Source organism: Mycolicibacterium holsaticum DSM 44478 = JCM 12374 (assembly GCF_019645835.1).
GTDB lineage: Bacteria > Actinomycetota > Actinomycetes > Mycobacteriales > Mycobacteriaceae > Mycobacterium > Mycobacterium holsaticum.
The window spans coordinates 5215162-5237013 of record NZ_CP080998.1; the positions used below are offsets into that span (position 1 = coordinate 5215162).

Annotated in this window: 24 protein-coding genes; 16 read left to right on the forward strand and 8 right to left on the reverse strand. The window is 66.3% G+C overall.

Annotated features, from left to right (window positions below):
* Positions 1 to 40 precede the first annotated feature (40 nt).
* Positions 41 to 1048 carry a CobW family GTP-binding protein gene (locus K3U96_RS24995; protein WP_220691426.1) on the forward strand — a complete coding sequence of 336 codons (1008 nt, stop codon included), beginning with the start codon at positions 41 to 43 and terminating at the stop codon, positions 1046 to 1048.
* An 82-nt stretch (positions 1049 to 1130) separates the two neighbouring features.
* On the opposite strand, the gene K3U96_RS25000 is transcribed toward K3U96_RS24995, so the two are convergent.
* A complete protein-coding gene (locus K3U96_RS25000; protein ID WP_220691427.1) occupies positions 1131 to 1772 on the reverse strand; it encodes a dihydrofolate reductase family protein in 642 nt (213 codons plus the stop codon).
* A 138-nt stretch (positions 1773 to 1910) separates the two neighbouring features.
* Here K3U96_RS25000 and lysE point away from each other — a divergent pair, with 138 nt between their 5' ends.
* The 3 genes from lysE (at position 1911) to K3U96_RS25015 (ending at position 3703) form a co-directional block, all read left to right on the forward strand.
* A complete protein-coding gene (gene lysE, locus K3U96_RS25005; RefSeq protein ID WP_220691428.1) occupies positions 1911 to 2510 on the forward strand; it encodes an L-lysine exporter in 600 nt (199 codons plus the stop codon).
* Between the two features lie 99 nt (positions 2511 to 2609).
* The gene (locus K3U96_RS25010; protein WP_220691429.1) at positions 2610 to 3410 is read left to right on the forward strand and encodes an SDR family oxidoreductase; all 801 of its coding nucleotides are present in this window, start codon (positions 2610 to 2612) and stop codon (positions 3408 to 3410) included.
* Between the two features lie 8 nt (positions 3411 to 3418).
* On the forward strand, positions 3419 to 3703 hold the full coding sequence (locus K3U96_RS25015) for an EF-Tu/IF-2/RF-3 family GTPase (protein WP_220691430.1): 285 nt from the start codon (positions 3419 to 3421) through the stop codon (positions 3701 to 3703).
* Positions 3704 to 3719: 16 nt separating this feature from the next.
* Here K3U96_RS25015 and K3U96_RS25020 read toward each other — a convergent pair whose 3' ends face one another.
* Positions 3720 to 5084, reverse strand: a complete 1365-nt coding sequence (locus tag K3U96_RS25020) for a cytochrome P450 (protein ID WP_230982567.1) — start codon at positions 5082 to 5084, stop codon at positions 3720 to 3722.
* Positions 5085 to 5272: 188 nt separating this feature from the next.
* On the opposite strand from K3U96_RS25020, the gene K3U96_RS25025 reads away from it, so the two are divergent.
* The 7 genes from K3U96_RS25025 to K3U96_RS25055 all read left to right on the forward strand — a co-directional run bounded on the left by K3U96_RS25025 (position 5273) and on the right by K3U96_RS25055 (position 11105).
* Positions 5273 to 6181 (forward strand): ABC transporter substrate-binding protein, encoded by a 909-nt coding sequence (locus tag K3U96_RS25025; RefSeq protein ID WP_220691432.1) that lies wholly within the window; start codon positions 5273 to 5275, stop codon positions 6179 to 6181.
* A 12-nt stretch (positions 6182 to 6193) separates the two neighbouring features.
* Positions 6194 to 6895: a queuosine precursor transporter gene (locus tag K3U96_RS25030; RefSeq protein WP_220691433.1), complete on the forward strand. Its 702-nt coding sequence runs from the start codon at positions 6194 to 6196 to the stop codon at positions 6893 to 6895.
* A 74-nt stretch (positions 6896 to 6969) separates the two neighbouring features.
* Positions 6970 to 7635, forward strand: coding sequence for a 5-oxoprolinase subunit B family protein (locus K3U96_RS25035; RefSeq protein WP_220691434.1), 666 nt, complete (start codon positions 6970 to 6972; stop codon positions 7633 to 7635).
* Positions 7636 to 7645: 10 nt separating this feature from the next.
* A complete protein-coding gene (locus tag K3U96_RS25040) occupies positions 7646 to 8536 on the forward strand; it encodes a 5-oxoprolinase/urea amidolyase family protein (protein WP_220691435.1) in 891 nt (296 codons plus the stop codon).
* A 101-nt stretch (positions 8537 to 8637) separates the two neighbouring features.
* Complete coding sequence (locus K3U96_RS25045; RefSeq protein ID WP_220691436.1) at positions 8638 to 9192, forward strand: GNAT family N-acetyltransferase; 555 nt, start codon at positions 8638 to 8640, stop codon at positions 9190 to 9192.
* Positions 9193 to 9282: 90 nt separating this feature from the next.
* Positions 9283 to 10428 carry a uroporphyrinogen-III synthase gene (locus K3U96_RS25050; RefSeq protein ID WP_220691437.1) on the forward strand — a complete coding sequence of 382 codons (1146 nt, stop codon included), beginning with the start codon at positions 9283 to 9285 and terminating at the stop codon, positions 10426 to 10428.
* On the forward strand, positions 10428 to 11105 hold the full coding sequence (locus tag K3U96_RS25055) for a sirohydrochlorin chelatase (protein ID WP_220693691.1): 678 nt from the start codon (positions 10428 to 10430) through the stop codon (positions 11103 to 11105). Before K3U96_RS25050 ends, K3U96_RS25055 begins: the two co-directional genes overlap by 1 nt.
* Positions 11106 to 11161: 56 nt before the next feature.
* Here the strand turns inward: K3U96_RS25055 and nirD are convergent, their stop codons facing one another.
* Positions 11162 to 11527, reverse strand: coding sequence for a nitrite reductase small subunit NirD (gene nirD, locus K3U96_RS25060; protein WP_220691438.1), 366 nt, complete (start codon positions 11525 to 11527; stop codon positions 11162 to 11164).
* A complete protein-coding gene (gene nirB, locus K3U96_RS25065) occupies positions 11524 to 14133 on the reverse strand; it encodes a nitrite reductase large subunit NirB (protein ID WP_220691439.1) in 2610 nt (869 codons plus the stop codon). Before nirB ends, nirD begins: the two co-directional genes overlap by 4 nt.
* A gap of 146 nt (positions 14134 to 14279) precedes the next feature.
* Here nirB and K3U96_RS25070 point away from each other — a divergent pair, with 146 nt between their 5' ends.
* Positions 14280 to 14714 (forward strand): Hsp20/alpha crystallin family protein, encoded by a 435-nt coding sequence (locus K3U96_RS25070; protein ID WP_069407734.1) that lies wholly within the window; start codon positions 14280 to 14282, stop codon positions 14712 to 14714.
* A 37-nt stretch (positions 14715 to 14751) separates the two neighbouring features.
* Here the strand turns inward: K3U96_RS25070 and K3U96_RS25075 are convergent, their stop codons facing one another.
* Positions 14752 to 15144, reverse strand: a complete 393-nt coding sequence (locus K3U96_RS25075) for a hypothetical protein (protein ID WP_220691440.1) — start codon at positions 15142 to 15144, stop codon at positions 14752 to 14754.
* Between the two features lie 10 nt (positions 15145 to 15154).
* Positions 15155 to 15913, reverse strand: coding sequence for an isocitrate lyase/PEP mutase family protein (locus K3U96_RS25080; RefSeq protein WP_220691441.1), 759 nt, complete (start codon positions 15911 to 15913; stop codon positions 15155 to 15157).
* 128 nt (positions 15914 to 16041) lie between these two features.
* Here K3U96_RS25080 and K3U96_RS25085 point away from each other — a divergent pair, with 128 nt between their 5' ends.
* From K3U96_RS25085 to K3U96_RS25100, 4 genes are read left to right on the forward strand one after another with little or no spacing between them, the layout of a single operon-like run.
* Positions 16042 to 16338, forward strand: coding sequence for an Rv0250c family protein (locus K3U96_RS25085; protein ID WP_069407776.1), 297 nt, complete (start codon positions 16042 to 16044; stop codon positions 16336 to 16338).
* A 42-nt stretch (positions 16339 to 16380) separates the two neighbouring features.
* Complete coding sequence (gene sdhC / locus K3U96_RS25090; RefSeq protein ID WP_069407775.1) at positions 16381 to 17211, forward strand: succinate dehydrogenase subunit SdhC; 831 nt, start codon at positions 16381 to 16383, stop codon at positions 17209 to 17211.
* 41 nt (positions 17212 to 17252) lie between these two features.
* Positions 17253 to 19169: a fumarate reductase/succinate dehydrogenase flavoprotein subunit gene (locus K3U96_RS25095; RefSeq protein ID WP_220691442.1), complete on the forward strand. Its 1917-nt coding sequence runs from the start codon at positions 17253 to 17255 to the stop codon at positions 19167 to 19169.
* Positions 19166 to 19915, forward strand: a complete 750-nt coding sequence (locus K3U96_RS25100; RefSeq protein ID WP_220691443.1) for a succinate dehydrogenase/fumarate reductase iron-sulfur subunit — start codon at positions 19166 to 19168, stop codon at positions 19913 to 19915. The genes K3U96_RS25095 and K3U96_RS25100 overlap by 4 nt, the downstream gene beginning before the upstream one ends.
* A 36-nt stretch (positions 19916 to 19951) precedes the next feature.
* Here the strand turns inward: K3U96_RS25100 and K3U96_RS25105 are convergent, their stop codons facing one another.
* Positions 19952 to 20434 carry a lipoprotein LpqH gene (locus tag K3U96_RS25105; RefSeq protein ID WP_220691444.1) on the reverse strand — a complete coding sequence of 161 codons (483 nt, stop codon included), beginning with the start codon at positions 20432 to 20434 and terminating at the stop codon, positions 19952 to 19954.
* A complete protein-coding gene (locus tag K3U96_RS25110; protein ID WP_220691445.1) occupies positions 20398 to 21852 on the reverse strand; it encodes an MCE family protein in 1455 nt (484 codons plus the stop codon). The genes K3U96_RS25105 and K3U96_RS25110 overlap by 37 nt, the downstream gene beginning before the upstream one ends.

Genomic DNA, 21852 nt, shown 5'->3' on the forward strand with positions numbered 1-21852 from the left:
AGAACCCCTACACTGACGTCGGCCGGACGGAGGGAGCGCGGTGGGAGCGATACCTGTCATCGCGTTGACCGGCTACCTCGGCGCAGGCAAGACGACGTTGCTCAACCACGTTCTTCGAACCCCTGGCGCCCGAATCGGCGTGGTCATCAACGACTTTGGTGAGCTCAACGTCGACGCCGCGCTGGTGACCGGACAGATCGACGAGCCCGCGTCGATCGCGGGCGGATGCATCTGCTGCCTACCCGACGACGGTGGGCTCGACGAGGCGCTGGCCAAACTTGCCGACCCCCGACTCGGCCTCGACGCGATCATCGTCGAGGCCAGCGGCCTGGCCGACCCCGTGGCCATATCCCGAATCATCCGGTTCAGCGGGGTCGAACGGATACGGCCCGGCGGCGTCGTCGACGTCGTGGACGTCACCGCGCACTTCGACACCGTCGACGACGGCCAGACCCCACCTGCCCGGTACGGGGCCGCGTCTCTGGTCGTGGTCAACAAACTCGACCAGATCGCACCGGAGCGTCGCGATAGCGTCCTCGACCGGATCGAACGACGGGTGCGCGAACGCAATCCGGACGTGCACCTCGTCGGCGCGATCGCCGGGCAGGTAGACCCCACGTTGCTGTACGACGTCGCCGACGCCGCCGAGGACGCCGGGCAGTTGTCGTTTCGCGAACTGCTGGTCACCGATACCCACCACCACGTGTCGGCCGACTCCGTCACCGCGACCAGCGAGGGCTGCATCGACCCTGGTGCCCTCGTCGACCTGCTCGAAAACCCGCCCACCGGGGTGTACCGGCTCAAGGGCATCGTCAGCGTGCGCTCGGGAGCACGGGGGCGCGGCTATGTCGTCAACGTGGTCGGCACGTCGGTGCACATCGCGACCGCCCCCAGGCCGGCACGGATCAACAGCTTGGTTGCCATCGGCACCGCGTTCGACGTCGACGAGGTCCGTGCGCGCCTGGAGGCGGCGCTGCGCCGCCACGACGGCGCGGCGCCCGCGGCAGGACTTCGACGGATGCAGCGCTACCGGCAGTTGAGTGTCTGATCGACTCGACGTGTCAGACCCTTCAGTGGCCCACCCGGGTGGGCCGGCTGCGAACTCATCTGGGGAACCTGCGCTGACGCCGTCAGCGCCAGAACAGATGGTGCACTACGCCGCTCGAGCTGGGTACGGCCTCGTGGTGGAACCGGTCGGCCAACTCGTCGGGTGATTCCCAAAGCCGTGATCCGCCACCCAACTCCACCTGAGACACCGCCACGTGGAGGGTGTCGACCAAGTCGGCGTCGAGGAACTGGCGAATGACGGTCGCGCCGCCGCCGAGCCTGACGTCCCTGCCTTGGGCGGCGTCGCGCGCCCGCTCGAGAACAGTGGCAGGATCAGCATTCACGAAGTGAAATGTGGTGTCCGACAGCGCGAACGGTGGTCGCTCGTAGTGCGTCATCACGAAGACCGGGGTGTGAAACGGCGGCTCTTCACCCCACCAGCCTTGCCAGTCGTGGTTGCGCCACGGACCGCGCTGTGGCCCGAACTTGTTGCGGCCCATGATTTCGGCACCGATATTGCGGGAGAAGTCGCGGGTGAAGTAGTCGTCAAGTCCGCGGCTTCCGCCGGGGTCGGTGCGGTTGGGCCAGCTCGCCGTCGCCCCGGCCCACGCGAACATGGCGCCGGGATCGGCATGGCCGAACGGGCGCTCGAACGTCTGGTTCTCGCCGGCGCCGAAGCCGTCCCGCGAGACGTTGAAATTCTGGACTCTTAGCAGTTGGCCCACGGACCCCTCCTGGTTGATGGTCGACTAGGGGTTGGACCTCCCGAGCCCCCACAAGTCATCTCGTCGCCTAAATGTTTCTAATGGTCCTTCAGAATCATTAGCTGTACTCAGCCACGCGGAATCCATACCGTCGATGCCGTGGGCTCGCCTCTGGTCATCGGCTTCCTCGCCTCCTTCACGCTGATCGCTGCGATCGGCGCACAGAACGCGTTCGTGCTGCGCCAGGGTATCCGCCGCGAACACATTCTGCCGGTCGTCGCGCTGTGCACCGCATCCGACGTCGTGCTCATCTCGGCGGGCATCGCCGGCTTCGGCATGCTCGTCAATGCTCATCCCGGTGCGGTGCACGCCGCCAAGTTCGGCGGTGCGCTGTTCCTCGCCGGCTATGGACTGCTCGCCGCCCGTCGGGCCCTGCGGCCGTCGACGCTGGTCCCCTCCGAACGCACCCCGGCGCGGTTGGTCGAGGTTCTGCTCACCTGCGCGGCGATGACCTGGCTCAACCCGCACGTCTACCTCGACACGGTGGTGCTGCTCGGCGCGTTGGCAAACGAGCACCGGGAAGGCCGCTGGCTGTTCGGGGTCGGTGCCGTCACCGCCAGCGCGGTCTGGTTCACCGGCCTCGGGCTGGGGGCGCGCCGGCTCGCCGGCCTGTTCACTGCCGCTTCGACCTGGCGCGTGCTCGACTGTGTGATAGCTGTGACAATGATCGGACTAGGTGTGTCCCTGGCGCTGAGCTGACACAATCGTGCCCATGGGGCAAACCACGTCGTCGACCGGCATGTGTGATCGCAGGAAGTTCAGCGCACTCGACTTCGCCGAAAGGGGTATGCCTCTTTCATGACCGCATCTGGAAAGTCCGTGTTCATCACCGGCGCAGCCGCAGGGATCGGCCGCGCGACGGCGCTCACCTTCGCCAGGAAGGGGTTCACCGTCGGCGGCTACGACATCGACGAGGTCGGGCTCAAAACGCTCGCCGACGAGATCGACCGGCTTGGTGCGAAGGCCGTGGTGGGACACCTCGACGTCACCGACGCGGACGAAATGGCGCAGCGGGTAAGCGAATTCGCGGACGCTAACGGCGGCCGCCTCGACGTGATGATCAACAACGCGGGCATCCTGTTGGCGGGCCGATTCGAGGACCGCGACGTGCGCCAGCATCACGAAGAAATCGACATCAACGCCAAGGGCGTGGTCAACGGTCTGCACGCCGCATTTCCCTACCTGCGGGACACGCCGAATTCCGTCGTCGTCAACCTGTCGTCGGCGTCGGCGATCTATGGACAGCCCGAACTGGCCAACTACAGCGCGACCAAGTTCTTCGTCCGAGGCATCACCGAGGCGCTCGACATCGAATGGAACCGCTATGGCATCCGGGTCATCGCCATGTGGCCGCTGTACGTGCAGACCGCGATGACCGACGACATCAAGACCGGCACCACGGATTCCCTCGGCATCCGGCTCACCGCGCAAGAGGTCGCCGACGCCATCGCCAAGGCCGTCGAGCCGTCCGCCCTGCGCCGCGCCCTTCACCAGGTGCACTTCCCGGTCGGCACGCAGACCAAGGTGCTGACCGCCGGTTCGCGCTTCTCGCCGGCCTGGCTGACCCGGTTGGTGAACAAGCGGCTGGCACACCAGTGACGTTCCGGATGACCGTGGAGGACGTCTTCCACATCCGTAACCGTGGGGTCGTCGCCACCGGTCGGGTGCAGAACGGGATCCTGCGGGTCGGCGACACCGTCTCCGTCAACGGGGGTCCTGCCGTCACGGTCGACGCCATCGAGAAGTTCCGCAAGCGACTCGACGAGGCGACCACCGGTGAGAACGTCGGCGTGCTGTTGAAAAGCATCGACAAAGACCAGGTCAACCGCGGCGATGTCATCACCTCCGCGGGTGAGGCCCCGCCGTTGGACGGCACGAACGTGATCCTCTGAGCAGACCGTCAGCGTCTCAGAGTGTTTCGAGATCGATCGGAAGCTCGTCAGCCGGCGTGGGCCCGGTACCCCAGGTGAGTGAGACGCGGTAGTCGTCTGGGACGCGCCAGGAAAATCGGCGCAACAGCTTGTGCATGACGGTCTTGACCGTCATGTCGGCGAACTGCTGGCCGATGCACTTGTGCGCGCCGCCGCCGAAGGGCGCGAAGGCATATCGGTTGACGGCGGCACGGTTGGCGGCATCGGCGAACCGCAACGGGTCGAAGGTGTCGGGGGCGGGCCACCAGTCGGCCAGCCGCATCGACGCGTGAACGCTGATCGCGATCTGGCTGTTGCGGGGAATGAAGTGCCCGCAGATCTCGGTGTCGCGGATCGCCTGCCGGAAAAGGGATCCCGCGGGGGCATACATGCGCAGCGCTTCCCTGAACGCGGCGTCCAGCAACGGGTACGCCTCGAGGTCCTCGATGGTGGGCGAATCGATCGGTCGACTTTTCGCTTCCTCGCGAAGCATGTTCTGCCAGCTGATGTTTCGGCCGAGCTCATAAACAAGCATCGACACGGCGATGGCCGTCGTGTCGTGGGCGGCCATCAGCAGGAAGATCATGTGGTTGACGATGTCGGCATCCGAGAAGCGTTGGCCGTCTTCGGATTCGCTGCGGCACAGCATCGAGAAAAGATCGGTGCCGTCGCCTCGGCGCCGGTCTGCGATCTGCCTACCGAAGTAGCGCTCCAGGCGTTCTCGCGCCCGAAGTCCACGCGCCCACGTTCCGCCCGGCACGTCCGCGCGGACGATGGCCTGCCCACCGAGCACGGTGTGGTGGAAGTCCTCGATGAGCTGGTCGGACTCCGCGCCGAGTTCGGTTCCGATGAACACCTCGGCGGCCTGCTGCAGCAGCAGCTGCTTGATCGACGGGTACATCGCGAACCGGGAGGCCGGCCGCCATGTCGCAAGTGCGCGGTCGATGCCGTCGGCGGTGCGGGCGAGGTATGTGTTGAGAGCGGTACGTGTGAAGGCCTGCTGCATGATGCGCCGATGGTCGAGGTGCTCCTCGAAGTCCAGCAGCATCAGGCCGCGGTGGAAGAAGGGGCCGATCACGGGTTGCCATCCCCTGGTGCTCGACAGTGCCTTGTCCCGGTTGACCCACGCCGCCTCGAGCGCCTCGGGTCCCATCAGCACAACGACGCGAAATCCCACCCCGCCGGCCCACGACACCGGACCGTATTTCGCATACCGGCGCCGCGCGAACTCCAGCGGATCCGCGAGGGTGGCCAGGACGTGACCGAGAAAGGGCGCCCCGTAATTGCCCATCACCGGCGCGAGCCCGGATCCGGCCGGCGGTACGCCCAGTGGGCGGTCCCGGCTGGGCCAGCGATCTGCCATCGTCACGCCGATGGCCTGAACGCATCCTTGCAGTTGGTGTCGCGCCTCGGTCAGCGACGTCGGCGGCGTGACCGCATCCACGAGGTTGATCATCGCCGATCCCTTCGTCGACTATCTGGTACGTAACCGTGCCAGTTTCCGGAGCCCAACGCCAGCAGCCACGGCGGTCAACGGGCTACTCTCGCCGAGTGCCTGCTGCGTTGTCCCGGCGGAGTTTCCTGGCGCTGACGGCCGGAACGGCCGCACTGGTCGCCGCGTGCGGATCGGACAAACCCGGCACCGTCGCCGAAGACGGCTCGGTGACGGTCAAGCACGCGTTCGGCGAGACCAAGGTCCCCGCGCCGCCCACTCGGGTCGTCAGCGCAGGGCTCACCGGACAGGACGACCTGCTTGCGCTCGGGGTCGTGCCGATCGCCGTCACCGACTGGTTCGGCGGTGAGCCGTTTGCCGTATGGCCCTGGGCCCAGCCCAAACTCGGTGGTGCGCAGCCGGTCGTGCTCAGCCTGGCCGACGGCATCCAGGTCGACCAGATTGCGTCGCTCAAGCCGGACCTGATCGTCGCCACCAACGCCGGCCTGGACCACGACACCTACACGAGGCTGTCCGGGATCGCGCCGACCGTCGCCCAGACCGGTCAGGACGCGTTCTTCGAGCCGTGGCAGGACCAGGCCACCACCATCGGTCAGGCCGTGTTCAAACACGACCAAATGCAGGCGCTGATCGCCGGCATCGACGCGACGTTCACCACGGCAGGCGCCGACCACCCACAGTTCGCCGGAAAGACGGCGCTGCTCTCCCATGGCCGGCTCGCCGACGGCCAACCACAGGTCCTGACCCCCGGCTGGCGCACCGAGTTCCTCACCGAGATGGGCTTCGCCGTCGCCAACGACCCCGGCTTGGCCGACGTGTTGATCTGGTGCACCGAGAGCGACGAAGAACAGGCCGCGCTGCTGGCCGACCCCAAGATCGCCGAGCGTCGCACCCGCAATGTGTTCACCGGTAAAGAACTCGCAGGCGCCATCGCGTTCGGCTCGCCGCTGTCCTATCCCGTGGTGGTCGACCAGCTGTCGCCGCGTCTGGCGCAGGCACTGGCCTGACAAGATGACCGGGTGACCGGCACCGGAGAGCTCGAGCATCGCGGCTTTGCGAAGACCGGCTCGGCCTACTATCCGACGCTGGTTGCGGTGTTCACGGGCCTGGTGCTGATCTCCAACGTCACCGCCACCAAGGGCATCGCGTTCGGACCGATCATCGGTGACTGGTCGCTGATCACCGACGGCGGATTCATCGTCTTCCCGCTGACCTACGTGATCGGTGACGTGCTGTCGGAGGTGTACGGTTTCGCGGCTACCCGCCGGGCCATCTACATCGCGTTCGTGATGGAGGCGCTTGCCGCGTTCACGTTCTGGCTCACCGCCTACCTGCCGGCCGCGGACTTCTACGTCAACCAGGCCGCCTTCGAGGCGGTCGTCAAACCGTTCACCCAGCTGGTCATCGCCGGGCTGGCCGGCTTCATCATCGGACAGACCCTCAACGCCTGGGTCGTCGTGCGGATCAAGGCCCGGTTCGGAGAGAAACACCTGTGGGCGCGCCTGATCGGTTCCACCATCGTCGGCGAGTTTGCTGACACATTGGTGTTCTGCAGCATCGCCGCGGCAGCGATCGGGATCAACACATGGGGTGACTTCGCCACCTACGTCGCATTGGGCTGGGTGTACAAGACCCTCGTCGAAGTGCTGGTGTTGCCGGTGACCTACCGGGTGATCGGATTCATCAAGCGCCGCGAGCCCACATATCAGCCTGCCGTTTGAGGCTTCAGTAAGGCTCCTCTGGCAAGGCTCATAGAGCACGAGCTTTCGTTGCTACTCGCGGGTAGGTTCTGGGCATGAGCATGACAGCCGACGTGATGGGAGCCAGCGTTCTCGGCGCCGTTCATGACTACGGTGACCAAGCCCTGCTCCTCGAGTTCGACCGCACATCCGACGTGTTGGCGTGGACGGAGGCGATCCGGCGAGCCGACCTGCTCGGCGTGATCGACATCGTGCCCGCGTCGCGCACCGTCCTGATCAAACTCGCCGGGCCCCGCTACCAGGCACCCACCCGGCAGCGCCTGGCCAAAATCCAGGTCACCCCGGACATCTACGCGGATCCGGCCTCGCCTGCCGGCGGCGTTGACGTCGAGATCGAGGTCATCTACGACGGACCCGACCTCGACGAGGTGGCGCGGCTGACCGGGCTGGGCACCGACCAGGTGGTCGCCGCGCACACCGCAACCCCATGGCGGGTCGGATTCGGCGGTTTCGCACCGGGTTTCGCGTACCTGGTCGGCGGCGATCCGCGGCTGGAGGTGCCACGACGCGCTGAACCACGCACCAAGGTGCCCGTCGGCGCGGTGGGCCTCGCCGCCGAGTTCAGCGGTATCTACCCCCGAGAGTCGCCCGGCGGCTGGCAGTTGATCGGCCGCACCGGCGCGGTGCTGTGGGACGTCGACCGGGACAGCCCCGCGCTGCTGACACCGGGCATGACCGTGCGGTTCCGGGCGATCGGCTAGGAGAGCAGCCATGGCGACATTGGAGATCCTGAGATCAGGACCGTTGGCGCTGATCGAAGACCTGGGCCGTCCTGGTCTCGCGCACATGGGCGTCGGCCGTTCCGGCGCCGCCGACCGGCGGTCCCACATGCTGGCCAACCGACTGGTCGCCAACCCTGACGACCGCGCCACCGTCGAGGTGACGTTCGGCGGCTTCTCGGCGCGGGTCCGCGGCGCAGGCAGAGAAGGCGTCGCGATCGCCGTCACCGGTGCCGACACCGACCCCGCGGTGAACGGGATCCCGTTCGGGACCAACAGCATTCATTACGCCCGCGATGGCGAGGTGATCTCGCTCGGAGCGCCGCGCTCGGGGCTGCGGACGTATCTGGCGGTACGCGGCGGCATCGACGTCGAACCCGTGCTGGGCTCGCGCTCCTACGACGTGCTGTCGGCGATCGGTCCGCTGCCGCTGTCCTCCGGCGACGTGTTGCCGATCGGTGTGCAGTCCGACGAGTTCCCCGAGCTCGACCAGGCCCCGGTGGCCGCCATCGAGGACGACGTGCTGGAGTTGACGGTCGTTCCCGGTCCGCGCGACGACTGGTTCGTCGACCCAGACGTGCTGATGCGCACCAACTGGCTGGTCACCAACAAGAGCGACCGGGTCGGCACACGGCTGGTGGGCATGCCCCTGGAGTACCGCAAGCCCGGGCGGCAACTGCCCAGCGACGGCGCGAACCGGGGGGCAATCCAGGTGCCGCCGAACGGTTTTCCGGTGATCCTGGGCCCCGACCATCCGGTCACGGGCGGCTATCCGGTGATCGGGGTGCTGACCGACGAGGACGTCGACAAGATGGCCCAGATCCGTCCGGGGCAGACCGTGCGGATGCGGTGGTCACGTCCGCGGCAGCCGTTCGCGGCGTGACCGCGCGGTCACCCTCACCCGCGCCCGGCGGACTCACGAAAAATGACGGCCGGGACTGGTAGAACGACAGTGTGCACCCACAGGTCTTTAACCCTCCGCATGTGCGCGGCCTTCACACCGCACGCCTGATTCACACCGCCGACCTCGACAGCGAGACCCGCGAGGACGCGCGCCGAATGGTGATCGAGGCGTTCGGCGGTGAGTTCACCGACGCCGACTGGGAACACTCCCTCGGCGGGATGCACGCCGTCATCTTCGATCACGGCGCGGTGATCGCCCACGGCGCGGTGGTTCAGCGCAGCCTGCTGTACGGCGACACCGCGCTGCGCTGCGGCTATGTCGAAGGCGTCGCGGTCCGCGAGGACTGGCGCGGCCAGGGGCTCGCGCAGGCCGTGATGGACGCCGTCGAGCAGGTGCTGCGCGGCGCCTACCAACTCGGCGCGCTGAGCGTCACCGAAGAAGGCCGGCGCATCTACATCGCCCGCGGCTGGCTGCCGTGGCAGGGGCCGACGTCGGTGCTGGCACCCGACGGCGTGACCCGCACACCCGACGACGACCACGCGCTGTTCGTGCTGCCGACCGGCTTACCGAAGAGCCTAGACCTCGACCCGACGGCCGAGATCACCTGTGATTGGCGCGACGGCGACGTCTGGTAGTGGGCGGGCTCTCCCGCGCACCGGGCGCTCGATACGTCGGGGCAACGGGCACTTAATCGCTTGGAAACATGAGCTGAATACACAGGTCCCATGAGTGAGCCCGACTGGGCACCCCTCACCGGCTTCCGGGTGGCGGTGACCTCCGCCCGCCGCGCCGACGAACTGGCCGCGCTGTTGCAACGCCGCGGTGCGGCGGTGACCAGCGCCGCGGCGATCACCATGGTTCCGCTGCCCGACGATGATGCGTTACGGGCGAACACCGAGGCCCTGATCGCCGCACCGCCCGACATCGTGATCGCCACGACGGGGATAGGGCTGCGGGGCTGGATCGAGGCCGCCGACGGCTGGGGGCTGGCCGGCGACCTGACCGCCGCGCTGACCAGGGCGCGCGTCGTGTCACGCGGGCCGAAGGCGACCGGCGCGTTGCGCGCCGCCGGACTGCACGAGGAATGGTCACCGGAGTCGGAATCGTCCCGTGAGGTGCTGCACTATCTGGTCGACGGCGGCATCGCCGGAAAGCGTATCGCCGTGCAGTTGCACGGGGCCACCGAGCAGTGGGATCCGTTCCCCGAGTTCGTCGACGAATTACGCGCCGCCGGAGCCGAAGTCGTGCCGATCCGGGTGTACCGGTGGCTCCCCGCACCGCGCAACGGCGACTTCGACCAACTCGTGGCGGGAATCGCGGAGGAGAAGTTCGACGCGGTGACCTTCACGTCGGCCCCCGCCGTCGCGTCGCTGCTGATGCGGGCCGCCGACATGGGCATCGAAGACCGGGTGCTGGCAGCGCTGCGCGGCGACGTGCACGCGATGTGCGTCGGGCCCGTGACGGCCCGGCCCCTGGTGCGGCTCGGGGTGCCGACGTCGGCGCCGGAGCGAATGCGGTTGGGCGCCCTGGCCCGTCATATCACCGACGAGCTGCCGATGTTGTGCACCCGCAGGGTGCAGGTCGCCGGTCACCTGTTGGAGATCCGCGGCACCTGCGTACTGGTCGACGGTGAGGTCAAGGCGGTATCACCCGCGGGTATGGCGACGATCCGGGCGCTTGCGCACCGGCCGGGAACCGTGGTGTCGCGTCTCGAGCTTTTGCGGGTGCTGCCCGGCAGCGGCACCGACACCCACGCCGTGGAGACCGCGGTACTTCGGTTGCGAAACGCGCTGGGCGACAAGAACATCGTGTCGACAGTGGTCAAGCGCGGGTACCGGCTGGCCGTCGACGACGACGTGGACGATGCATGATGAACGCGGTGCTGGTGGCGCACGGCACCCGCAAACCCAGCGGTGTCGCGCTGATCGAGCAGTTGGCGCAGCGGGTCTCTGTGACCCTGGGCTCGCGCGTGCACGTGGCGTTCGTCGACGTGGTCGGTCCGACACCCGGCGAGGTGTTGCGCGGGCTGTCCGGGCCGACGGTCGTCGTGCCCGCGTTTTTGGCGCGCGGCTATCACGTCAACGCCGACATCCCCGCGCATGTGGCGGCCAGCGGGCATCCCGACGTCACGGTCACCGAGGCGTTGGGGCCCAGCCCGCAACTGGCTCGGGTGCTGTCCGATCGGCTGGGTGAATCTGGTTGGCGCCCGGTTGATTCGGTGCTGTTGGCTGCCGCAGGAACCTCGGATCGCTGTGCGCAGTCCGATCTGCGCAAGATGGCGACCTGGGTGTCGGCGATGACGAGCTCGCGGGTGGAGTTGGCGTTCGCCGCGGCGGAACCTCACGTGGCTGACGCCGTCGACGAGCTGCGCCGACGCGGCGCCCAACGCGTGGCCGTGGCGTCGTACCTGTTGTCGGACGGGCTGTTTCAGGACCGGTTACACGCCAGCGGCGCAGACGTGGTGACGGCGCCCCTCGGCGTCCACGATGGGCTGGTGCGCCTGATCGCCAGCCGGCTCCGTTACGCACGGTTGCAGGCGGCGGCCTAACCGCTTTGCGCCGAGATCGGCGAAATGGTGGATTTCTGTCGCACTTTCCCGCCCGTTTATCCCTCTGGGCGAGACGAGGGGGCGCCGATCTCGACGTGGCCCTCGGTCACGCGGGTCGGATACACCGGCAGCGTGATGTCGGGATGGTCGAGGCAAACCCCGTCGTCAAGCGCGAAGGCCTGCTTCTTGATCGGCGACTGCACGATCGAACGGCCGTCACGGTCGCCGACGATGCCGCGCGACATCACGGCCGCGCCGCAGAACGGGTCGATATTGCCGACCGCGTGCAGTGCACCGTCGTCGAGCCGGAACAGCGCCACCTGCGAGCCGTCGCGCAACAGCACACCGACACCGCGGTTGGGAATCAGGAAGTCATAGCGGCATGCGGTGGTCCATAGCTCGACCTCGTTGAGCAGTGTCATGTTTGCGGTACCTTCGGCATTCCGATCGGGATCTTGCGCCCCGACCTTTCGATGAAGTCGATCGTCGGGTCCGCCACGTCGGGCGCGTTGACGAACGACACGAACCGCGACAGCTTGTCGGGATCCTCGAGCACGCCCTTCCACTCGCAGGCGTACCCCTCGACGTGGCGGGCAATCGCGTCCTCGAACTCGGCGGCAAGGCCTAGCGAATCGTTGCAGACCACGTCACGAAGGTGGTCGAGCCCGCCGTCGAGCGCTTCCAGCCAGGATGCGGTGCGCTGCAACCGGTCTGCCGTGCGGATGTAGAACATCAGGAACCGGTCGATGTAGCGCACCAGCGTCGCGTCGTCGAGGTCGGCGGCCAGCAGTCGGGCGTGGCGCGGCGACATCCCGCCGTTGCCGCCGACGTAGAGGTTCCACCCCTCTTCGGTGGCGATGACGCCGACGTCCTTGCTCTGGGCTTCTGCGCATTCGCGCGCGCATCCTGACACGCCCATCTTGATCTTGTGCGGGGCGCGCAGCCCGCGATAGCGCAGCTCCAAATCGATCGCCATCTGCACCGAATCCTGTTGGCCGTAGCGGCACCAGTCGCTACCCACGCAGCTTTTCACCGTGCGCAGCGCCTTACCGTAGGCGTGCCCCGACTCCATTCCGCCGTCGACCAGCCGGCGCCAGATCTCGGGCAGCTGATCCACGCGGGCACCGAACATGTCGATCCGCTGGCCGCCGGTGATCTTCGTGTAGAGGTTGAAATCCCTTGCGATCTCGCCGATCAGGATCAGCTGCTCGGGTGTGATGTCACCGCCGGGGACCCGGGGCACGATCGAGTAGCTGCCGTTGCGCTGGATGTTGGCCAGGAAATGGTCGTTGGAGTCCTGCAGCGACGCCTGCTCGCCGTCGAGAATGTGCTCGGAGCTCGTCGACGCCAGGATCGACGCGACGGCGGGTTTGCATATGTCGCAACCTTTTCCGGTGCCGAACCGCTCGATCAGCGCCGAGAACGTGCGGATGGAGGTCGCCGTGACGATCTCGAACAGCTCGGCGCGCGACTGGCTGAAGTGTTCGCACAGCGCCTTGGACTGCTCGACGCCCTCGGCCTCCAGCAGCTGTTTGAGCAGCGGTACGCACGAACCGCAGGACGTACCCGCCAACGTGCACTTCTTCAAGGCGGGCACGTCACAGCAGCCGTCGGCGATCGCGTCGGTGAGATCGCCCTTTGTGACGTTGTTGCAGGAGCAGATCTGCGCGTTCGCCGGCAGTGCTCCGACACCGAAACCCGCACCCGCGCTGCCGCTTCCGACCGGTGCGATCAGCGCGAGCGCGTCACCGGGCAGCGCTTCACCGACCATCGGCCGCAGGATGCCGTACGCCGAGGCGTCGCCGACGAGGACGCCGCCCAGCAGGGTCTTGGCGTCGTCGGAGAGCACCAGCTTGGCGTAGGTCTGGCTGACCGCGTCGTTGACGACCACTTCGAGGCAGTCCGGCGTATCACCCAACGCGTCTCCGAAGCTGGCGACGTCGACGCCGAGCAGCTTGAGCTTGGTCGACATGTCTGCCTCACCGAATTCCGCCGCCCCGCCGAGTAGGCGGTCGGCGGCCACCTCGGCGCTGGTGTACCCGGGCCCGACCAGGCCGTAGCAGCGGCCGTCGATGGCGGCCACCTCACCGATCGCGAAGATGTCGTGATCGTCTGTCAGACAACCGAGGTCGGTCAGTACGCCGCCGCGCTCGGCGATGGCCAACCCGGCGTCGCGGGCCAGTTCGTCGCGGGGACGCACGCCCGCGGCGAAGATCACCAGTCCCGCGTCGATGTGCGTGCCGTCGCTCAACCTGACCCGCACCGAGTCGTCGTCGGCCGAGCGCCGCACCGGCCGGTTGCGTTGGGCGGGACGAATGGATTCGGTGCCGACGCCGACGTGCACGGTGATCCCCAGGTCGGTGATCATCCGGCTGAGCAGCGCGCCACCGGCCTCGTCGAGTTGCTGCGCCATCAGCCGCGGCGCCATCTCGACGATGTGGGCCTGCAGACCGAAGGCGCGCAGCGCGTTGGCGGCCTCCAGACCGAGCAGTCCCCCGCCGATCACCACGCCCACCGCGGCACGGCCCGTTTCCCTGGCGCGCTGGGCGTCTGCGCGGATCGCGTCGAGGTCATCGAGGGTCCGGTAGACGTGGCACGGCGGCAGGTCGTGGCCGGGCACCGGGGGGACGAACGCGTAGGAACCGGTGGCCAGCACCAGCGCGTCGTAGTCGACCCGGTCGCCGTCGGCGGTCAGCACCGATTTGGCGGTCCGGTCGATCCCGGTGACGCGGTGCCCCAGGCGCAGGTCCACCAGGTCGTCGTCGGCGTAGTCGTTGCCGGGCAGCGCCAGCAGCCGCCGGTCCCAGTGTTCGGTGTAGCCGGTGAGCCCGACACGGTCGTAGGCGGCGTCGGTCTCCTCGGCGAGCACGGTGACACGCCACGTGCCGTCGGCATCGCGTGCGCGCAGCGCCTCGACGAACCGGTGCCCGACCATGCCGTTGCCGACGACCACGACGTTTCTAGCTGCCATGACGCAGACGTTAAGCAGCCGATATTGCGGTTGTGTCGCCTCGTGTGAAGCGCCCATCACGGTGTGCTCACCTCCCGCGGCGCGGCTCTGTGAGCGCTTTCGCTGGCGGCGAACAGCCGCCGGGAACATGAGCGTAGGTGACTCAAGTTCTATCGGGTAGAAGCCGGCGTGGGGCCGGTCGACAGGCAACGAGGAGGCAACAGATGAGCACTTTGGCATTGCGAACCCGTCCCGCGTGGGACATCGATCGTTGGGTGCGGGACTTCTTTGGCCCCGCCACCTCCGAGGACTGGTTCGGCGGCGCGTTCACCCCCGCCACGGAGATCGTCAGGGACGGCGATGACGCGGTGGTCCGCGTCGAACTGCCCGGCGTCGATGTCGAGAAGGACGTCAACGTCGACCTGGACCGTGGCTACCTAGTGATTCACGGTGAGCGGCGCGACGAGCGGGCCGAGGACAAGGACGGTCGCACGCTACGGGAGATGCGTTACGGGTCGTTCCGGCGGTCGTTCAAGCTGCCGGCCCACGTCACCGAGGACGCCATCTCCGCGTCGTACGACAAGGGTGTGCTGTCCGTCCGCGTAGCCGGCGCCCACCGCGGCGCCGAGACCAAGCGCATCGCAATCGACAACAAGTAACGAGACACTGTCACCAAGTACGGGAATCCGGTGGAGCTCAGGCTCCACCGGATTCGTCGTCTTCGGGGTAGCTCGTCGTCGTCGTGGTCGTTGTGGTCGTCGTCGGGCTGGTGGTCGTCGTCGTCCTCGTGGTGGTCGTGGTGGTCGTGGTGGTCGTGGTGGTGGAGGACGTGGGCGGCACACCGGTGTTGTCCTGACTGGTCTGCACGCTGGGCCGCGAGTAGCTGGTGGTCGACGTCGAGGACGTCGGGTAGGTGGTGAGGGCCGGCGACGGTGCCGGCGGCGGTATGGTCTCCGGCGTTTTAGCCGCGTCGGAGGTCCGCATCACCGCGTAGACAAGCACGGCCAGCAGGATCAGCGCGACCGCGCCGGCAGCCAGCACCACCGGCTGCTGCTCGTACCAGATCGGCTCGTCTTCGTTGTCTGCCACGGCCCGTAACCTATGCCCAACGCTGCAGGATCTCGCTGACCCGGCCGGAAAGTGCACGCTGCAGGAACGGCCCGAAGCTGATCCGGCCGACGCCGAGCGGGCCGAAGCTCGCCGGGTCATCCTGGTCGGGTAACGCGATCGCGTTGATCGGCAGCGGAAGCTCGGTCGCCAACCGGCGCAAGGTATCTGCGTCGTGTCGGCCCACCGGGTACAGCACGTCTGCGCCCTCGGAGGCGGCCGCCGTCAGCCGCGCGATGGCGCGGTCGACGCGGTCGGATTCGTCGCCGTCCTGGCGCAGAAACAGATCGGTGCGGGCGTTGACGACGACGTGCACGCCCGTGTCGTCCGCGGCGTTGCGCAGCGCACCGACCAACTCGGCATGCTCGGTCACCGACCGCAGCCTGCCGCCTTCGCTGTGCACGCTGTCCTCGATGTTCAGCCCGACCCCGCCCGCGTCGAGCAGGCCCTCGATCAGGCGGGCAGGCGCCTGGCCGTATCCCGATTCGAGGTCGACCGAGACCGGCACGTCAACGACCGAGGTGATCTGCTTGACGCACGTCAGCAGATCCGTGAACGCCATGCCCTCCTGGTCGTCTTTGCCGACCGAGGTGGCGACCGGATGGCTGCCGATCGTCAGCGCAGCAAACCCGGCGTCGACCGCCAACTGCGCCGACCACGCGTCCCACACCGTCGGCAGGATCACCGGGTTGCCGGGTTGGTGCATGGCCAGCAGGGCGTCGGCCCGCTGACTCAGGGTCTGATCGGACATTGGCCCACCTCCGTTGTCGGCATCGTTGCAGGTAGTTCAACGTGATCTGTCTCACGCTGAACCGCATGATGTGGCTAGCATCAGGTGTCGTACGGTGATTCCTGACACCTTCAGCCCAAGGAGGTCAATTGTCCAGCACTACCGAACTCGCCGAGCTGCACGAGCTAATCGGCAGACTGCGGCGGTGTGCGACTTCGCTGGCGTCGAGATACGGGGACACCCCCGCCACACGTCGCATCGTCAACGATGCCGAACGCCTTCTCAACGACATCGATCGTCTCGACATTGACGTCGACGAGCTGGAGCTCGCCCGTGGTGTGACCTATCAGCACCAGTCCGGCGAGCGAATTCCGATCCCGGACACCACCTACGACACCGATTTTTGGCGCGGGGTCGACGACGAGGGTCTCGGCGGCACGCGATAAGCGCGTGCCGCCACCGGGATAAATCGACATCGAAAGGGAACAGTGAGCGCACCGACCGCCGACCGTCCTGCGTCCGGCGTATTCTCGCCCAAACGCGCCGAGGTCCCGCAGCGCACGTTGCGTACCGATCGGTGGTGGCTGCCACCGCTGATGGTGAACCTCGGGCTGTCGGCTTTCATCATCTACGCGACGGTCCGGGCGTTCTGGGGCAGCGCCTACTGGGTTTCGGACTACCACTACCTGACGCCGTTTTACTCACCCTGCATCAGCGCCGCCTGCGAGCCGGGCGCCAGCCACCTCGGCGTCTGGCTGGGACACTTCCCGCCGTGGATTCCGCTTGGGATGCTGGTGCTGCCGGTGCTGCTGGGCTTCCGGATCACCTGCTACTACTACCGCAAGGCCTACTACCGGTCGGTATGGCAGTCGCCCACCGCCTGCGCGGTGCCCGAACCGCGCGTCGGCTATACCGGTGAAACGCGGTTCCCTCTGATCTTCCAGAACGGCCATCGGTACTTCTTCTACTTCGCGCTGCTGGTGACGCTGCTCAACACCTACGACGCGCTCTCGGCGTTCCACTCCCCGAACACCGCGAGCGGATTCGGCTTCGGCTTGGGCAACGTCATCCTCATCGTCAACGTGCTGATGTTGTGGGCCTACACCGCCGGATGCCATTCGTGCCGGCACCTCATCGGTGGTCGGCTCAAGCACTTCTCGAAACACCCGGTTCGGTACCAGTTCTGGACCCGGGTCTCTTGGCTGAACGCCAGACACATGTTGTTCGCCTGGATCACCTTGGGCACGTTGGCCTTTACCGACTTCTACATCATGCTGGTCGCCAGCGGCACGATTTCTGATCTCAGATTCATTGGCTAACAGCCGTTTTCATTCGTTCTTGCGATAGGCAGTGAGGGTATATGGCGGAAGTTGAACGGCACTCCTACGACGTGATCGTGATAGGTGCCGGCGGTGCTGGTTTGCGCGCGGTTATCGAGGCGCGAGAGCGTGGCCTGAAGGTCGCGGTCATCACCAAGTCGTTGTTCGGTAAGGCACACACCGTGATGGCCGAGGGCGGCTGCGCGGCGGCGATGGGTAATGCCAACCCGAAGGACAACTGGCAGGTCCATTTCAAGGACACCATGCGCGGCGGGAAGTTCCTGAACAATTGGCGCATGGCCGAACTGCACGCCAAGGAGGCACCCGACCGGGTCTGGGAGCTCGAGACATACGGCGCGCTGTTCGACCGCACCAAGGACGGCAAGATCAGCCAGCGCAACTTCGGTGGCCACACGTACCCGCGGCTGGCCCACGTCGGTGACCGGACCGGTCTGGAGATCATCCGCACGCTGCAGCAGAAGATCGTCTCGCTGCAGCAGGAGGACAAGGCCGAGTTCGGCGACTACGAGGCCCGGGTCCGGGTGTTCCACGAATGCACCATCACCGACCTGATCAAGGATGGTGACCGAATCGCGGGTGCCTTCGGGTATTGGCGCGAAACCGGCAACTTCGTCCTGTTCGAGACGCCCGCGGTGGTGCTGGCCACCGGCGGAATCGGCAAGTCCTACAAGGTGACGTCGAACTCGTGGGAGTACACCGGCGACGGTCACGCGCTGGCCCTGCGCGCAGGCGCGACGCTGATCAACATGGAGTTCGTCCAGTTCCATCCGACCGGCATGGTGTGGCCGCCCAGCGTGAAGGGCATCCTGGTCACCGAAGGTGTCCGCGGCGACGGCGGGGTGCTCAAGAACTCCGAGGGCAAGCGGTTCATGTTCGACTACATCCCGGCGGTGTTCAAGGGCCAGTACGCGGAATCCATCGAGGAAGCCGACAAGTGGCTCAAGGACAACGACGCCGCCCGCCGCACCCCCGATCTGCTGCCCCGCGACGAGGTGGCCCGCGCCATCAACTCCGAGGTCAAGGCGAACCGCGGTAGCCCGCACGGCGGTGTCTACCTCGACATCGCCTCGCGGCTGCCCGCCGAGGAGATCAAACGCCGGCTGCCGTCGATGTACCACCAGTTCATGGAGCTCGCCGAGGTCGACATCACCAAGGAGCCCATGGAGGTCGGGCCGACGTGCCACTACGTGATGGGCGGCATCGAGGTCGATCCGGACACCGGGGCCGCCAAGACCGCGGGCCTGTTCGCCGCGGGCGAGTGCTCGGGCGGTATGCACGGGTCCAACCGGCTCGGCGGCAACTCGCTGTCGGACCTGCTGGTGTTCGGCCGGCGCGCCGGGCTCGGTGCGGCCGAGTACGTACGCTCGCTCACGCAGCGGCCCACGGTGTCGGAGGACGCCGTGACCGGTGCGGCCGAATTGGCGCTCGCCCCGTTCGAGGGGCCGGGCAACGGGGAGCCCGCCGAGAACCCCTACACACTGCAACTGGACCTGCAGGACACGATGAACAGCCTGGTCGGGATCATCCGCAAGGCCGACGAGGTGTCCGAGGCGATCGAGAAGCTCAAGGAACTTCGCGAGCGGTACAAGCGTGTTCGGGTGGAGGGCGACCGGCACTACAACCCGGGCTGGCATCTGGCCATCGATCTGCGCAACATGCTGCTGGTCAGCGAGTGTGTGGCCAAGGCGGCGCTGGAACGCACCGAGAGCCGCGGCGGACACACCCGCGACGACTACCCGTCGATGGAGTCGACGTGGCGCAAGACGCTGCTGGTGTGTCGCGCCGAGGGCGAAGCCGTCGTTCCCGAAATCACGGTCACCCGCGAGGACCAGGTGCCGATGCGTGAGGACCTGCTCGAGTTGATCGAAATCGACGAGTTGGAGAAGTACTTCACCCCAGAAGAGCTCGCCAACCACTCGGCAAGGAGAGGTGCATGAGCTACCAGGCAAACCTGCGGATCTGGCGCGGTGACGATGAAAGCGGCGCGCTGCAGGATTTCACCGTCGCCGCCAACGACGGCGAGGTGGTGCTCGACGTCATCCACCGGCTGCAGCAGACCCAGGCCGGCGATCTCGCGGTGCGGTGGAACTGCAAGGCCGGTAAGTGCGGCTCGTGCTCGGCGGAGATCAACGGCATGCCCCGGCTGATGTGCATGACGCGGATGTCGACGTTCGATCCGTCCGAGACCATCACCGTGACGCCGCTGCGGACCTTCCCGGTCATCCGCGACCTTGTCACCGACGTGTCGTTTAACTACGAGAAGGCGCGGGAGATCCCGTCGTTCAAGCCGCCCAAGGATCTGCAGCCGGGCGAGTACCGGATGCAGCAGGTGGACGTGAACCGGTCGCAGGAGTTCCGCAAGTGCATCGAGTGCTTCCTGTGCCAGAACGTCTGTCACGTGATGCGCGACCACGAGGAGAACAAGAAGGCGTTCGCGGGCCCGCGGTACTTCATCCGGACCGCGGAACTGGAGATGCACCCGCTCGATACGGCGGATCGGCGCGACCTGGCTCAGGATGAGGCCGGTCTGGGTCTGTGCAACATCACCAAGTGCTGTACCGAGGTGTGCCCCGAGCACATCAAGATCACCGACAACGCGATCATCCCGATGAAGGAGCGCGTCGCCGGGCGGCGCTACGACCCGGTGGTGTGGTTGGGCAACAAGCTGTTCCGGCGGGGGTAACGGCACCGCGGCTGTATGCGGGCCGCGGAACCGCCACTAACACGAAACGTCGATTGCGAATGTTTCGGCTGTCGGTCTGCTGGGATTCTCGTTGTCGAAACCGTCGGCTACACCTGAGATCTGATAGGTCGCCCCGACGAGAGTTACATCCGCCTCGCCCCCGAGGCCGTCGTTGTAGCTACCGCTGAAGCCGGCAACATCATGCAACCTGACCCATTCAACCGCTAGCCCATCGGTACTCGAAATCATGGCGACTGCAACCGGAGGCCCATCTCCGATTGTGATCATCGTCAAGTGCTTGTTCGGCACACAATTTGCGGCCTCGACCACGGCGGCATCCTCGCCCCTGACGCTGAGCTGCGCCGTACCTGGCGGCAATTGTTCGGACTGACCCTGCCCAGCAACCGATGAACACCCGCCAGTAGCCAGGACGACGAGTACCAACGCGGCGGCACGGCGCCTTTTCACCAAACTCTCATCGCTTAGTTTCCGGTCGGTGGTATCAACATCTGCTGCCACGACTTCTCCTCCCCGGCACGACCGGTTAGGTCCCGTTGGGTGTAGGCCTGCCCATCGGGTCCGACATAACTACCCGTGGCGGGGTCGTACTGTACGACGGCGACCGGCGGTGGCTCCGCGGCTGGCATCGGTGCCGTTTCACCGGGCGGGAACTGTGGAATGCCCTGCCCCGACAGCGTCGCGTTCGGATCACCCTTCCAGTTGACCCCGTCGTTGAGCGGCACATACTCTTCGTCGCTCTCACACATCTTTACCGTCGGTGCGCGTTTACCCGGCTTCGTTGCGCACGGCAAGTTGCGGGCGCCGCGGACCGCGGTGATCTGAGAATCCTGCGGAATTCGGCAGTAGAAGCTGCCTGCCGGAATATCAGGTGCGTCTTGATGAACGGCGGCTCGCTGTTGCTGGACAGGTAGGAAGCCGGTCGTGCACGGCGGTGGCGCGTTTAAGTTCAGGTTGAAGCTCAGATAGGCGCCGGCGTAGTCCTGTTTGGTCCCAGCGTTGGCTACCAATATCCCCTGAACGTTCCCCACCGCCTGCGGTACCGCCACGAGCAGCGTCTCGATGTTGTCCCGGTACGCAACCGCAACCTCGCCGACGCTAACCAAGTTGGCCAGTATGACCGGCAGCGTCGGCTTCACCCGGTCGAGCAGCAGCCGCACCTCGTCGGTCGACTGACTGCCCTTTTTCAACAAGCCCTCTACGTCGGCGTCGGTGTTTTCCAATTGCGCTGTGACGGTGGCCAAGTTGGACGCCCATGCCTGAATGGAATCCGATGAATTGATCTGGGTGTCCAACAAGGGCTTTGAATCGTCGATCAGGGTGACAATCGAGTCCAGGCTCTCCCGCGCACCTCTGGACAGGGTGATCGTGTTCTTGAGCAGCCGGGAAAGATCCGGCCCCAGACCGCCGACCGCCGCATACGATTCATCGACCACTGTCTTCAGATCATCTCGAGGTATCGCCTTCAGCCCGCGGTTAGCAGAAGCCAATAGCGAGTTGATGTTCGGCGGAATACTGGTGCGGTCCGCCGAGATCACATCGCCATCTTTCAACGGCGATGCACTCCGATCACGGGGTAACAACGCCACATATTGTTCGCCTACCGCCGAAACACTGTGTACTTCAGCGTCGAGGTCGGCAGGGATGTCAATGCCCGACTTCAAACTGAGCACAGCCGCGGCTCCGGTGTCGGTCAGATGGACGTCGATGATGCGACCGACCTTGACACCTCGGTACGTGACATTACCTTCCGAGTACAGCCCACCCGCTTCGGGCAACTGCACGGTCACGGTGTAATGCCCGACACCGAAAAACGTTGCGGGAACCTTCATATAACCGAAGAACATTACCGCGATCGCAAATGTTGCGATCACCGTGAAGACCACCAATTGGATTCTGATCGATCGTTTCAAACGCAT